Origin of the sequence: Gordonia liuliyuniae, assembly GCF_021739025.1 — a bacterium.
In the GTDB taxonomy this organism is placed as follows: domain Bacteria; phylum Actinomycetota; class Actinomycetes; order Mycobacteriales; family Mycobacteriaceae; genus Gordonia; species Gordonia liuliyuniae.
This window is the reverse complement of the sequence record NZ_JAKKOT010000002.1, coordinates 597744-610506: the sequence shown is the minus strand read 5'-3', so window position 1 is coordinate 610506 and position 12763 is coordinate 597744. Positions and strand designations below refer to the sequence as shown.

General features: G+C 64.9%; 12 protein-coding genes and 1 pseudogene. 6 read left to right on the top strand and 7 right to left on the bottom strand.

Annotation, left to right across the window (positions count from 1 at the left end):
- Positions 1–149: 149 nt before the first annotated feature.
- Positions 150–1634 (bottom strand): HNH endonuclease signature motif containing protein, encoded by a 1485-nt coding sequence (locus L5G28_RS03855; RefSeq protein WP_237000363.1) that lies wholly within the window; start codon positions 1632–1634, stop codon positions 150–152.
- A 129-nt stretch (positions 1635–1763) separates the two neighbouring features.
- Entirely contained in the window at positions 1764–2753 is a 990-nt protein-coding gene (locus L5G28_RS03850) for a YeiH family protein (protein ID WP_237000362.1), read from the bottom strand.
- Between the two features lie 117 nt (positions 2754–2870).
- Here L5G28_RS03850 and L5G28_RS03845 point away from each other — a divergent pair.
- The 3 genes and pseudogenes from L5G28_RS03845 (at position 2871) to L5G28_RS03835 (ending at position 6728) form a co-directional block, all read left to right on the top strand.
- Positions 2871–3792 (top strand): annotated as a pseudogene (locus tag L5G28_RS03845) (LysR family transcriptional regulator).
- 496 nt (positions 3793–4288) lie between these two features.
- On the top strand, positions 4289–4891 hold the full coding sequence (locus L5G28_RS03840) for an MspA family porin (protein WP_308191940.1): 603 nt from the start codon (positions 4289–4291) through the stop codon (positions 4889–4891).
- Positions 4892–6317: 1426 nt separating this feature from the next.
- Positions 6318–6728 carry a hypothetical protein gene (locus L5G28_RS03835; RefSeq protein ID WP_237000361.1) on the top strand — a complete coding sequence of 137 codons (411 nt, stop codon included), beginning with the start codon at positions 6318–6320 and terminating at the stop codon, positions 6726–6728.
- A 344-nt stretch (positions 6729–7072) separates the two neighbouring features.
- Here L5G28_RS03835 and L5G28_RS03830 read toward each other — a convergent pair whose 3' ends face one another.
- From L5G28_RS03830 to L5G28_RS03820, 3 genes are all read right to left on the bottom strand, one after another.
- Positions 7073–7309, bottom strand: coding sequence for a hypothetical protein (locus L5G28_RS03830; RefSeq protein WP_236998060.1), 237 nt, complete (start codon positions 7307–7309; stop codon positions 7073–7075).
- A gap of 20 nt (positions 7310–7329) precedes the next feature.
- Positions 7330–8643 (bottom strand): ISL3 family transposase, encoded by a 1314-nt coding sequence (locus L5G28_RS03825; protein WP_237000360.1) that lies wholly within the window; start codon positions 8641–8643, stop codon positions 7330–7332.
- 99 nt (positions 8644–8742) lie between these two features.
- On the bottom strand, positions 8743–9258 hold the full coding sequence (locus L5G28_RS03820) for an IS110 family transposase (protein WP_237000359.1): 516 nt from the start codon (positions 9256–9258) through the stop codon (positions 8743–8745).
- 231 nt (positions 9259–9489) lie between these two features.
- Between L5G28_RS03820 and L5G28_RS03815 the strand changes: the two genes are divergently transcribed.
- Positions 9490–10107 carry a class I SAM-dependent methyltransferase gene (locus L5G28_RS03815; RefSeq protein WP_237000358.1) on the top strand — a complete coding sequence of 206 codons (618 nt, stop codon included), beginning with the start codon at positions 9490–9492 and terminating at the stop codon, positions 10105–10107.
- Between the two features lie 75 nt (positions 10108–10182).
- Here L5G28_RS03815 and L5G28_RS03810 read toward each other — a convergent pair whose 3' ends face one another.
- The gene (locus L5G28_RS03810) at positions 10183–10923 is read right to left on the bottom strand and encodes a LysR family substrate-binding domain-containing protein (protein WP_237000357.1); all 741 of its coding nucleotides are present in this window, start codon (positions 10921–10923) and stop codon (positions 10183–10185) included.
- Between the two features lie 47 nt (positions 10924–10970).
- Here L5G28_RS03810 and L5G28_RS03805 point away from each other — a divergent pair, with 47 nt between their 5' ends.
- Both L5G28_RS03805 and L5G28_RS03800 read left to right on the top strand, forming a co-directional pair.
- Positions 10971–11363 carry a DUF5997 family protein gene (locus L5G28_RS03805; RefSeq protein WP_236998219.1) on the top strand — a complete coding sequence of 131 codons (393 nt, stop codon included), beginning with the start codon at positions 10971–10973 and terminating at the stop codon, positions 11361–11363.
- A 28-nt stretch (positions 11364–11391) separates the two neighbouring features.
- Positions 11392–11811, top strand: a complete 420-nt coding sequence (locus L5G28_RS03800; RefSeq protein WP_237000356.1) for a nuclear transport factor 2 family protein — start codon at positions 11392–11394, stop codon at positions 11809–11811.
- Between the two features lie 35 nt (positions 11812–11846).
- On the opposite strand, the gene L5G28_RS03795 is transcribed toward L5G28_RS03800, so the two are convergent.
- Positions 11847–12758 (bottom strand): D-isomer specific 2-hydroxyacid dehydrogenase family protein, encoded by a 912-nt coding sequence (locus L5G28_RS03795; protein ID WP_237000355.1) that lies wholly within the window; start codon positions 12756–12758, stop codon positions 11847–11849.
- Positions 12759–12763 lie beyond the last annotated feature (5 nt).

The following is a 12763-nucleotide window of genomic DNA, read 5'->3' as shown; positions in this document are numbered from 1 at the left end:
GACGAGTTGCTGGAAGTCGCGGGCATTGGCCGTCAGCAGCTGACCCTGCGCGGGCGGCGACCGCAGTCGTCGACGGCTGGCGCGCATAGGCGTATCCGCCCGCGCACCTGTGCCCGGCGCTCGCCCCAGCTGGTCGAGGGAACGCCGGCTCAGGCGGCGGAGAGGAGGCGGGAGAGCAGGGTCTCCACGGCCGAACTCGCCCCGCGGGGCGGACCGTGCGGAAGCAGACCCGGACACTGCCCGATGTGATGGATCGGATTGACCTGCCAACCGCGAGCGCTTCCAGACGGCCGCCACCCGACCCGACCGACATTGACTCCCCTGCCGGCGACGATGGCCGTCTCCCATTTACCGGGACCGACACCTTCCGCGCGGTTGTGTCTGCCACACGCGGCGCCGAGGTTCACCAGGTCAGTGCGACCACCGTTCTCCCACCGCACCACATGGTGGGCTTCGGTGCGCGAGAACGGAACATTGCAACCGGGAGCGGTGCACCCACGGTCGCGGACGAACATCGCCAACCGCTGGGCCTTCGACGCGAACCGCCGACCACGCCCGAGATACAACACCTCCGACGTGGCGTTCTTGAACACCGCCAGACGCGGCACCGCATGAGCAGCCAACTCGACGAGCTCTTTCACCGGGATGTGCGCGCCGGTCGCGGTCAACGCGACCCCGGCGTCGGCGGCCAACTCCTGATCAGTAACCGTCACCACCAGCTCGGCCGGCAGCCGATCCGGGCGCCCCAACGCGCCGTGACCGAGGACGAAATCGACCATCGCGGCCAGCGCGTCATGATTGCGCTGCGCCGTCGTACGAGTGTCGCGGTCGCGCGCCGCGATCAGGACGGCCTCATCCAGATCGCCCCGATCCACAGCGCCATGCGGCGACTCCGGGTCCTCCGGGTTGTTCATCCCGGGCGCAGCCCACGCGCCAAGCACCACATCGAGTTTGGCCCGCAACGCCGGAGTGATCGACGCCCGCAACGTCGACATCAGCCGCGCATCTTGCGGCCCCAGCGTGAACCCCCGAGTCCGTCGACGATCGGCATCATCGGTCAGCTCCCCATCAGGGTCGAGATGGCCGAGCAGACGCCGCCCAGCCGTGCGAACCCCCTCCGGGGAGAGCGTCCGAGCAACTTCAGCCAGTTGCGCTTCAGCGGCAGCGACCGTGTCGGGATCGACCCGGGCGGGAATCTTGTCGATCACCGCGGAGATCTCGGCGACATGCCCACGATTGATCACACCATCACGCAAAGCCCTCGCAGCCGCCGGATTACGCGCCGTAAGCCGATCACCGACCACCGACCGAAACTCGCCAGTCGCGAACATCAACGCGATCCGCGCATTCGCCTCACGCACTCCCAACCGCAGCCCATTGGTCAGATACTTCTGCACCGTCATATAGCCCTGAGCCTGGAACGCGAAACGATCCGACAGTTCGATCATCAGACCCGTCGTCGCCGCCTCCACACGAGCGCGCATCTGCTCGTTGGTCTCCGCCGCAACGAGCAGATCCCCGGCCGCCGCCGAGGTGAACGAGACGTCGTTCAGCTTCGCGGCGGCCGCGTTCATCAATTTCAGCAGAGCGACAGGCGACTCCGGGAGAACGTCGTCGGATATTGACTCACTCACCGAAACCACCCCCTCGAATCCATCGATTCCACTGGTCAGGACCTGTTCTTACCTTCTGACTGCAGACTAGCAACAGGGTCCGACAATTACGCATCGGCGGAATTGTCGCTTACTTCATCGCGCTTGGAGTCACCCGACGATGAGCGCGCCTCCCAGACCGAGGGCGCCGACGAGCACCGTCGCCCACGCCGCCAAGAGGAATGGCCGCGAACCGACGGATCGGAACAACGAAAGTCGAACTCCGACACCGAGCGCGAACATGGCGCCGGTCAGTGCGAACACCTGGATCTGCTCGCCCACGTCGAGCACGCGGTCGGGCAGAATGCCGCAGGAACGAAGCGCCACGCAGGCGAGGAAGCCGAGTACGAACAGCGGGACCAGCGGCGGGCGGTTCCCGCCGTCGCCGCTCGCCGAACGTTGACGAATACTGATCACCGCCAGCACCGGAGCGAGCATCACGACTCGCGCCAGTTTGACGACGACCGCGATGGCGAGCGCGCTGCCTCCGATCATTCCGCCTGCGGCGACCACCTGCGCGACCTCGTGGATCGACCCGCCGACCCACACTCCGGCGTCGGCGTCGGACAACCCGCACAAGTGCGCCAGGAAGGGCAGCGTCGGAATCATCAGCGTGCCGAATACAACGACGCACGCGATGGCCGCGGCCACGTCTTCCTCCTCGGCGTCGACAATGCCGTCGACGGCAGCGACTGCGGCCGCACCACAGATCGAACTGCCGCACGCGATGAGCAGTCGCTGACTGAAGGGAATGCCGAGGCGTTTTCCGATCCAGAGGGTCCCGGCGATTCCACCGCCGACCACGACGACGACCACGGCGATCACCCCAAATCCGAGACCGAGGATGTCGCCGAGAACGAGTTGGAGTCCCAACAGCGCCACGCCGACGCGCAGGACACCCTTCGACACGATCGCCAAACCCGGTCGGATCGCCGCGGGCAACGCCACGACGTTCGCGCACACCGCCCCGAGCACGATCGCGATCAACAGCGGGCTGACGGCGGGCAGCACCGTGTTGATCGCCACCGCACACGCGGTTCCGAGGGCGGCGAACACCAGACCGGGAGCCGCACCGGACATCTGCGTCTTGAGGATCGTCATGTATTCAGCTTCGGCAGATCGACCTCCGACTGGAACCCGACTTCTCGATATATATACATATCGATGTGATATGTCGGCACCATATCAATTTCGCATCTACCCAGGTACAGTGATCGCGTGGACTTGCGATCGCTCGACCTCGGCGCACTCGAACTACTCGTCGGCGTCGACGATCACGGCAGCCTGAGTGCGGCGGCGCGTGCGTCGGGCATCGCGCAGCCGAATGCGAGCCGATCGATCGGCCGTCTGGAGCGACAGCTCGGAGTCCCGTTGCTCAAGCGCGCGACCGCCGGCTCGACGCTCACTCCCCAGGGCACCGTTCTCGTGCACTGGGCGCGGCGCACCCTCGATGACGCGACACGGCTGCTCGACGTCGCTTCCGGCCTGCACACCGACCACACCGCCGAGCTCACGGTCGGCGCGTCGATGACCGTCGCCGAGCATCTGCTCCCCCCGGTGGCTCGGCGAGTTCCGCGGCCGGTTCCCCGAAGTCACCGTCCACCTGCGCGTGCAGAACTCGTCAACCGTGTTCGTCTCGCTCGCGAACGACGCGTGCGACCTCGGCTTCGTCGAGTCGCCGACGGTCCCGTCCAACCTGTGCAGCACCGTTGTCGCCCGCGACCGTCTCGTCCTGGTGGTCCCGCCCGATCATCCTTGGACGAGGCGGCGACGGACGGTGACCGCGGAAGAGCTCGCCTCGACTCCCCTCCTCGTCAGGGAGCCGGGCTCGGGCACCCGGACGACACTCGACGATGCCCTGTCCGGCTATGCGCAGGCCGACCCACTCCTGGAGCTCGGCAGCAGCGCCGCGATCCGCACCTCGGTGGCTGCGGGCGTCGGCCCCGCCGTCTTGAGCACCCTCGCGATCGCCGGCGACGCTCGGTCGGGCACCGTGCGGACCGTGGACGTCGACGGTCTCGACCTGACTCGTTCGCTGCGCGCCGTCTGGCGTCCGCCGCGCGAACTCCGCGGCCCGGCAGCCGATCTCGTGCGTATCGCGAGGAGGACTCTCAATCGCGGTGGCAACTCCATCGGGTAGATATGTGACCATCGATCGTCCAAACATCGCTATTGTCCACGACCCGTCGCCGATCCGGACACGGTTCCGATCGTCGACGCGGGATAGTGGGCCCTCAGTCGCCGAGTGTCTTCGAGCTGTGCCCGCTGCGCGCGTTCGGGAACGACGCTGTGTCCGCGAACCCCGCTAGCCTAGGCTCGGCCAGGCTAGGCCCGCGCTGATTGAGAACCGCTAGTAGTTGGGGCGCAGTTTGCGGTTCATTGAGTAGCAAGACGCCCCACCGGCTTCCGTTGGATTCGAAGTATGATGCCTGTCACACTATTTGCCGTGCGATTGCTCCGACACTAGGCCGGGCGTACCGTCCAGACTGTCCAGTTCGGCGGTTCAGGGAGGAATCAGCCAGGGCTGCGGGGGCCTTTAAGATCATCGCACAGCCCTGTATGTACTTTAGAACGTCGAAATACTACTGCCCCCAAGGGGAGTCTCGGCGAAGAGAGTTTTTGGCGTCATTGGTGCGGTGCTTGTTGCGTTTGTAGGTTTTGCTGGCGGCGGTGAGGCGTCGGCCGGACCCGCCCGCGCGTTTGCCGATCAGTCACTATCCAAGCATTCCGACGATGCTTGGACAGTGAAGCTATCGAAGTCTGGGGAGAAGATCAGGAGCGTGCCGGCGCTCAGTCGCGGTCATGGATCGTATGAAGCATTCCTGTCCCTTCGTGGTGCCGCGGAGATCTCGGGATCGGGCAAAGTTCCAGTGGACGCGGCCGTAGTCTCGACCGGGTTTCAGGTGTCCTGTCAGTGGCAGATGGACGGTGTGAACGTCGGGATTACTGCTGGTCCGACTGCCCAGATGTCGATCTCGTATCCGCCCGCCGTCGTTCTAGGCGCGCAGGTCATGCCGAACATCTCGACAACGCTCAAGAACGGGGTGTCGGTCGATGTCCCGTTCGGACAGAAGGCTCTCGCGGGTCCTGCGGCGGGTGTCCGGCTCGACGGGGTCCGCGTGGAGATCTCCGGGTGCGTGGGCGCCCGCCCGGCAGTACGGGCGTATGTGCGTGTGGCCATGACGACTAAGGCCAACGACAACACCTTCAACCTCTACGGCAAGCCGCACCTGCTATGACCTGGCATTTGGTGACAGGCACGTTCGTAAGGAGCGCGTGAAGATGCGAAGCAATCATGCTGACGCAGCGATAGACGATGTCTGTCCAGACGTGCTTGGGCGATCGCGCGTGAGCAGAAACTCTGGCCGTCGGTCAGGAGGTAGGCGCCGGACGGTGCAAGCGGTCTCAGTGACCGTCTGCGTCGGCCTGCTCGCTGCGATGATCGCTGTCCTAGTGTCGGGATTCGGCGCCGGCCGCGCGAGCGCCGATGCGCTGTGTGACCAGATGCGCGCCGAGCATGGACCGGCCTGGCCATGCATATCGGTGCCGACCTACACACCGCCACCGACCATGCCCACTCAGCCGACCACCCCGAACGCACCGGGCGCACCGTCGGGCAATGGTCCGGTTATCGGAGGAGACGCGGGACCATCTGCTGGGGAGGGTAACGGGACACCGATTGTTCCTACCCAGGGCGCGCAGCGATCAGAATCCGACTCACGTGGCGATCAGCCATCCGACCCGTACCGGACGACTGCCCCCGGTTCGACCGGCTCACCTGACCGCACCGCCCCCGATTCGACGATTCCGGACCTCAAGCCCACGCCGGCCGATGTCCAGACCCTGCCGAACCACAACCCAGAGAGCCCCAGAAACTTCAACCTGCGCAACCCTTCGCCAGACGAAGGGACACGGTCCATCCAAAAGATGGGATTCTGCATCCTAGGCCACCACGACGACGGCGGCTGTGTCGGTGGAGGGCTCTTTAAGGGTACGTCAGGAAGAGTCCTGGGCGTCATTGGGAAATCAATCCTCATGGTGGCAATTACGACACTACTTGCAATAGGTATTCTCGCGGCGTTTCCAGAGACCGCACTTGCCGGGGCGGCTGCATGGCTGGCTGGCCTCGCAGCGAGATCCCTGGGCGAGCTGATCTTCGGTCAGGCTGTTTGGGGCGTGCTTCGGAAGCTTCTATCGAAGTTCCTTACGGAGGGCGCTAAGGAATTCCTAACGGATCCATTCCTTAGAGGGTTCTTCGAGTGGAAGAATGGCTTGGACGGGCACCCACAGAAGGCGCCTGATCCTACGGACCCGGAACCCGAACAGCCAGCCCGGCCGGAACAACCGGAACAACCAGCCCAGCCAGAACAACCTACCCAGCCGGAACAACCAGCCCAGCCAGAACAACCAACCCAGCCGGAACAACCAGAACAACCAGATCTTGGGGGGAGTACGGAACAGCCGGACCAGTCGGATCATAATGGAAGCGGGTCCGGCACCGAAGGGGACGAGGGTGACGGTGGAGCGTTCGCGCAAGATCCGAAAAAGGAGCCCCAGGAAAGCCCCACCCCGGGGCAGGGTGGGCCAGATCATAACCCCGACTCGGCGCAAGGCCCAAACGGTGGGCAGTCTGACATCCGAGATCTGGTATAGGGAGGCGAGAAGGTGAAGATGGCAGACGATCGAGATGTGCCGACGTTGGCGCCCAAGCATGTGGCCTCAATAGTGGTCGTTGCGCTGGCCTTTATAGGAGTCGGCGTTCTAGTGTCCTGGATATTCCGCGATCCGCAGCCCATCGGCTCTGGAGTGTGGCTATCACTTATTGTTCTGGTGGCTATAGGGGTTATCGCCCTATTGCGTTGGCTCCTCCCCGGGCTTGTCTTCTCCTCGCTATGTATCGCCGCGGGAGTCGGGCTCGTTTCCTTTGGCTCATTCAGATACACAATTGGTGACAGTGCGATATTCTCATCAATTATAATCGGCATCGGTGTGGCCTGCATTATTGGTAACGCAGTTGATCTCTGGGTCGCGGCAACAGCAAAAGGAAAAGGGAGTGGAAGAATTGAGTGCGAATAACCCCGAGGGGAAAAGTGGAATATTTTCGAGAATGCGCGAATTCCTCGAAGGGAGATTGCGTCAGCAGGCCGAGAGCGAGAACGGTGTCCGAATGAGTGCATGGATGGAGCGCCACCCTTGGATACGACGGTTCCTGCAATACGGACCGTTTCCGTAGCCTGCTGCACGGATCGGTCTTTTCGGTGCCTTTCGAGCTGACGAAAGCTGCGCTCGCTCCGCGGTGGTCCCCTGTTGCCTATCGAGGATCGGGCGCCAAGCGACGACAGGAGGCTGGTCGGCCTCCGACAGGCGAACCCCTCTCGCTGGTCGGAGGAGAGCGCCCGCGCCTCCTATCGTCGTTCAATTCACCCGGCGAGCCCTGGCAGAGGTAGCGAGATCACCTGGGGTACCTCACACTTAGTCATGCACCGTCGACTCGGGATGTCTTTGAGCATGGCGCCGAGTGATGCCCACATTCGAAGGGCTTGCTCGTGCTCCATGTCGATCAGCATGTCGTCGACCTCGAGAGTGATGAGATCGTCGCCGTCGACGTTCTCTTCGCTGAGGATGACTTCATGTCCGATCGACGTGACGCAAGCCACGATTTGTGGCTCTTCGGATTTCAGAGTGCGTTGATGCGTTCGGCGAGTTGTCCGGAGTGTCGTAGTGACCGCAAGATGTAGTGGTCGAGGTTGCGGAAGCCTTGTGCGATGCCGCGTAGGTGTTCCAGGCGTCCGTTGATGGCTTCGACGGGTCCGTTGGAGACGCCGACGTCGAAGTAGGCCAGGACTTCCTTGCGGCGGTTCCACAGGGTGCGGCCGAGTTGAGCCAACTCGTCCAGGCCGGGAGGCAGGCCGGCGCGGATTCGTGTGAGGATCTTCCACATCAGCTTCTTGCGCTCGCGACGGCGCGGATGCTCGTAGGCGGCGATGACCTGCAAATACACTTGGTGGGTGACGTCGACTGCGACGTGTTCATCGTGGCTGGTCAACGACTCGAACAGCAGAATCTTCTGCTTGTCGGTGAGCAGGTCGGTGCGGGTATGCAGGATCCGTCGGATTCTGTAGAGGGGGTCGCCTGTGCGGCCACGGTGGCCGCAGGTGGCCTGTTGGATGCGAGTGCGGCAGCGGTCGAGCTTCTCGCCGGCGAGAAGCTCGACGTGGAACGGGTCCATCACGATCCGGGCCTTCGGGAGTTCTTCGGCGGTGGCGCTCGTGTAGCCGGTGAACCCGTCCATCGCCACGACCTTCACTCGATCCCGGAACCGCTGGTCGCGGGCAGTCATCCACGTTTTTAGGACTTGTTTGGACCGTCCGGCGATCATGTCGAGCAGCCGGGCCGGACCGGTGCAGTCGATGACTGGGGTCAGGTCGATCAGCACGGTCACCCAGCTTGAATCGCCTTGTCCGCGCACGTGTTTCCACTTGTGTTCGTCCACACCGAGGTGGCGGACACCGTCGAGATGACCGCCATCGTAGGCGAGTCCGCGGGCCGCATCGACAGCGATCTGATTGACGCTCTTCCAGGCGATCCCGAGGTTCGCGGCGACGGCCGCCACACTCATCTTGTCGATCACAATGCGCCGCAGGATCCAACGTTCTGTCCGCCTCGTGACCGCCGCTCGGGGCCGGACAATGCCGCTGATGTCAGCGCGGAAGATCGATTTCGAGCAGTCCGCAGCGTGGCAGACGAAGCGTGGGACCGCCACGTGCAGCAGAACCCGGTGCCCGGCCGCCGGGGCGTCAGTCAAGACCCGGTCGACTCGATCCCGTGCTTGACCTGCAGTTGCGCACTCGGGGCATCTCGGATCAGGATCGCGAACCTCGCAGAAGATATGCGTAGAACCGTCGCGATCGATCCCCGCTCCGGTAATCGCGACGCCAAGTTCGATGGTTCGGCAGATCGTGTCAGCAACAGCGCAAGTAGGCTCGTCCATGGGTCCTGGTCGTGTGAGTGTGGTGTGTAGGAACTCTCATACTCACACCCCAGGGCCCGCCTACATCTTGTGGTCACCGCCGACACCGCCGGACATCAGCTACGCACTCTCAAAGGCGAAGAGCCAGATTGATACGATCAGTGACCGGATCCGGTTGACCCCTGCTACCCATTCGGCGTTGAGTTCTTCGCGGTGGCTGGTCAAGATGGTGAGAGTGTTGACGAGCCCGTCTGGCCCGCTGACGGTGGCGAGGTCGCCGCGTAGTCGGACGGTTTCGGCGATGACTTTCGCGTCGCGTGCATCGGTTTTGCCTTCACCGCGGAACGTCCGAGACATGCTGTTGACCAGTACCCCGGGTACGTACTTGATTGTCTGACCGCTGTTGAGCAGTGTGGTGATCACCATGGCGGCGAGTTCGTTGGTGAGGTCGAGAGCCCAAGTGGCCTCGACCTCTCTTTCTGCCGGGACGATTTGGGAGATGACCTCTTCGAGGTCGCACTGGTCGTTGAGGACCCGGCGGCTGACGATCACTGATCCGTTCTCGTCTATGGCGCACACGTGGTGTGCGGTCTTGCCGACGTCGATTCCGACGTGGACCTGCTGGCGATCTGGCATTGCGGAGGTTCCTTGCTGTCGAAGATGCTCGGCCCGTGGATCACCCTGCAGGCAGGCCTCTAAACAGCGACGGTTCGCAGCAGCTCTCAATCAGCTTCCAGGGCGTCCAGAAGCGGTAGGGCGGCCAGTCCCCTCCCGAGCCAAAACTGCGGCAGCTTGGTGTGAGCCTCACCCCACCGATCTGGGCATCCGAGTCGCGTACCCGGACACCCACCACGTTAGATACTCGGTGTGAGCCATCAACCCGGATACGACGTGCTCGCCCAGACCTACGCCGAACTCATCGAGGGTGCGTTCCAGTCGCCGTTGGAGCAGTCTGCGGTCGACGCGTTCGCCGTCCACGTCCGCGCCGCAGGCCTTGGCACCGGGGTCGTCGACGTCGGCTGCGGGATCGGACACGTGGCGGCATACCTGAAGACGGCGCGGTTCGCGGTCACCGCCGTGGACCCGAGCCGCGGAATGCGCGACCAGGCTCGCCAGGCGCACCCCGACCTGGACGCCGTCGACGACGACGCGTCATTGCGCACCGTCGATCTGGGTCGGGCGGCCGGTGTCATCGCCCGGTACAGCCTCATCCACCTGGCGCCCGAGGCCGTCCGAGAGACCTTGCATGACTGGGCCGCCCGTCTCCGACCGGGCTCGATCATCCTGCTGGCCGGGCAGTCGTCCGACGAGCCGGGCGTGCGGGAGTTCGACCACGCGGTCTCGCGAGCCTGGCGCTGGCACCCCGACACCATCGTCGACGCCCTAGCCGCCGCAGGCTTCGTCGAAGTGTGGCGGATGGTCAGCAGACCCGCCGAGGGCTTCCACAGATTCCCCGAGTTCCAGGTGTGCGCAGTCCGTGAGTGAGATCAAGGCCGGCTCGCACGTGGGCGCGGCGTCGTCGCAGCCCCAGTTCTGTTGTCGTTGAGGCTGACGTGTGGGTCAGCGGGTGCGACGGCGCTTCGCGCCCTTGCCTCTCCCCGGCACCTTTCCGGCGGCTTCGCGGGCGGCGCGCTTGGCTGCGGCCTTCTCCCTGGCGGACCGTTTGGGTGCGGGCTCAGCGTCTCCGCGCGACGAGGTGGCGCGCCGACCTCGGACGATGCCGATGAACTCGTCGGCGAGAGGTGTGGTGGGATCCGGCCAGAGCAATCCGACGGTACTGGTCGGCGCATCCGTCACCGGCCGGTAGACGAGGTCCTTCCGGTGGTGCAGCCGCGCCAACGACTGCGGGACCACCAGGAGGCCGACGCCCGCCGCGACGAGTTCGACAGCGTCCGCCGTGGTCTCGGGTCGATGCGCGATGGCACTGCCCGGACGGTCTGGGACGATGATCGGTTCGTCGGCGGGCCACAGGAACTGTTCGTCGGCGATGTCGGCGAGAGTGAGTTCGTCGACCGCGGTCAGCAGGTGATCCTTCGGGACGACGACGACTGTCGTCTCCTGGTAGAGCGAAATGCTGTGGTGCGGGCCGGGATCGGCGTGGTCGAGGGCATCAGGCAGGCGCGTGAGCGCCATGTCCACGGCACCGTCGGCGACGGCCGACGCCGTCGCTGCGACGTCGAACGGGACGAGTTCGAGGGGTGCGTCCGGCCTCCGGTCCTGCCAGATCCGCACCCACTTGGCGGGGGTCGCGCCCGGCACATAGGCCAAGCGGAAACGCTGCGGGGTATCGGCCGTGCTCACGAAACGAGGCTACCGCCCGATACGCTGGTCTCATGAGTTCGCAGTCGATGAAACCGGCCACCGCAGCCAAGAAGCTGGACGTGTACCTGCCCGCGACCCCGGCCGAGTTCCGCGATGGCACCATCAGTCGTACCGAACTCGCTGCACTGCAGACCGATCCACCGCAGTGGCTGCGGGACCTGCGTGCCAACGGCCCACACCCGAAGAATCTCGTCGCGGGCAAGCTCGGCATCTCGAATTCCGGGCTGGTGCGCGGCGAGATCACCGAGGCACTGACCACAGAACAGATCAACGCGCTTCTCGCGGAGATGCCCGACTGGCTCGCCGCGGAACGGGAGCAGCATGTCGAGGTGCTCCGTGAGGAGCGCCGGGTCCGGTCGTTGCACGCAGACCGTCGTCGGGCGAAAGAACAGGCCGAAGCCGAGACCGCAGGCGAATGACCGGACGCGGATGGAGGTTGGCGCCCACATGATGGAGTTGCAGGAGATCTCAGACCGCTTCGAGATCCAGCAGTTGATGATCGACTATTCGACGGCGATCGATTCGCGCCGCTTCGATGACCTCGACCGACTGTTCACGCCCGACGCCTACATCGACTACAGCGCCTCCGGCGGCACACAGGGACCGTTCCCCGAGGTGAAGGCGTGGTTGGCCGACATCCTGCCGAGGTTCCCCGCGTACGCCCACATGCTCGGCAACTTCGATCTGTCGATCGACGGCGACACCGCGACCGGGCGGACCATGTGCTTCAACCCGATGGTCCTGTCCGACGAGCCGAAACAGGTCATGTACTGCGGAATCTGGTACGTCGACGCGTTCGTCCGCACCGCGGACGGCTGGCGGATCACCCGCCGCGTCGAAGAGAAGGCCTTCGACCAGATCCTCTGACCGGCCCTGCATCGGTCCCGGAGCCCGGGTATCGGTCAGTAGCCTCGGTCGGCGGTCACGACGGCGAGCAGTTCCTCGCCTGCCACATACCGTCGCAGGTTCTCGGCCAGGTACGGCGCCATCTCTTGGGTGAGCCGACCCGTCGGGTTGGCGACGTGGGGAGTGAGGACCACGTTGTCCAGGTCGTACAGCGGGTGGTCGTCGGCAGGCGGCTCCGGGTCGGTGACGTCGAGAGCGGCTCCTCCGATCACGCCCGCTGTCAGCGCGCGATGCAGTGCGGCTTCGTCGATGAGCGGCCCCCTCGCCACGTTGACGATCCACGAGTGCGGTCTGAGCAGGGCCAACGTCCGATCGTTCATCATGTGCCGCGTCTCGGGTGTGTCGGGAGCGGCCAGCACGACGTGGTCCGACTGCGCCAGCGCCTCGTCGGTTCGATCGGACGCGACGGTGACGTCTGCGCCGTCGACCGGCCGCCCGGACCGATTGACAGCGAGGACGGTCGCCCCGCACGCCTTCAACAGCGGCGTGAGTTCGCGACCGATACCGCCTGCACCGACGATCGCGACGGTGCTGCCGCGCAGCGTCCGCACGGCCGGATCGACGGCGTCCTTCGCCCAGCGCGTCTTGGCCGATCGGACGATCTGCCGGGTGCCGCCGAGCAGGAGCGCGAGAGCGTGTTCGGCGACCCCGCGCGAGTAGAAGCCGGACGCGTTGGTCCAGACCCGCTTGTCGTCGAGGACGCCGGCGTCGACGAACCGCTCGATGCCCGCAGTGCTGAGTGCGACCCACTCGACGGTGTCCGGGAGGTCGGGGAATCCGTCGGGTCCACCGATCCACACCAGGACCTGCGCCTGGGCGAGGGGAACGACCGATCCGCCGACCTCCCGAACTGCGGAGGCGAGGTGCTGATCGGGAGCCGGTTCGACGGCGACGCGCAGTGTGCTCATGAGGT

Excerpts from the sequence above, each read along its gene's own strand:
- L5G28_RS03850 (WP_237000362.1), bottom strand. The coding sequence starts at position 2,753 with ATGACGATCCTCAAGACGCAGATGTCCGGTGCGGCTCCCGGTCTGGTG.
- L5G28_RS03800 (WP_237000356.1), top strand. The coding sequence starts at position 11,392 with ATGATGGAGTTGCAGGAGATCTCAGACCGCTTCGAGATCCAGCAGTTG.
- L5G28_RS03805 (WP_236998219.1), top strand. The coding sequence starts at position 10,971 with ATGAAACCGGCCACCGCAGCCAAGAAGCTGGACGTGTACCTGCCCGCG.
- L5G28_RS03825 (WP_237000360.1), bottom strand. The coding sequence starts at position 8,643 with ATGGACGAGCCTACTTGCGCTGTTGCTGACACGATCTGCCGAACCATC.
- L5G28_RS03795 (WP_237000355.1), bottom strand. The coding sequence starts at position 12,758 with ATGAGCACACTGCGCGTCGCCGTCGAACCGGCTCCCGATCAGCACCTC.
- L5G28_RS03820 (WP_237000359.1), bottom strand. The coding sequence starts at position 9,258 with ATGCCAGATCGCCAGCAGGTCCACGTCGGAATCGACGTCGGCAAGACC.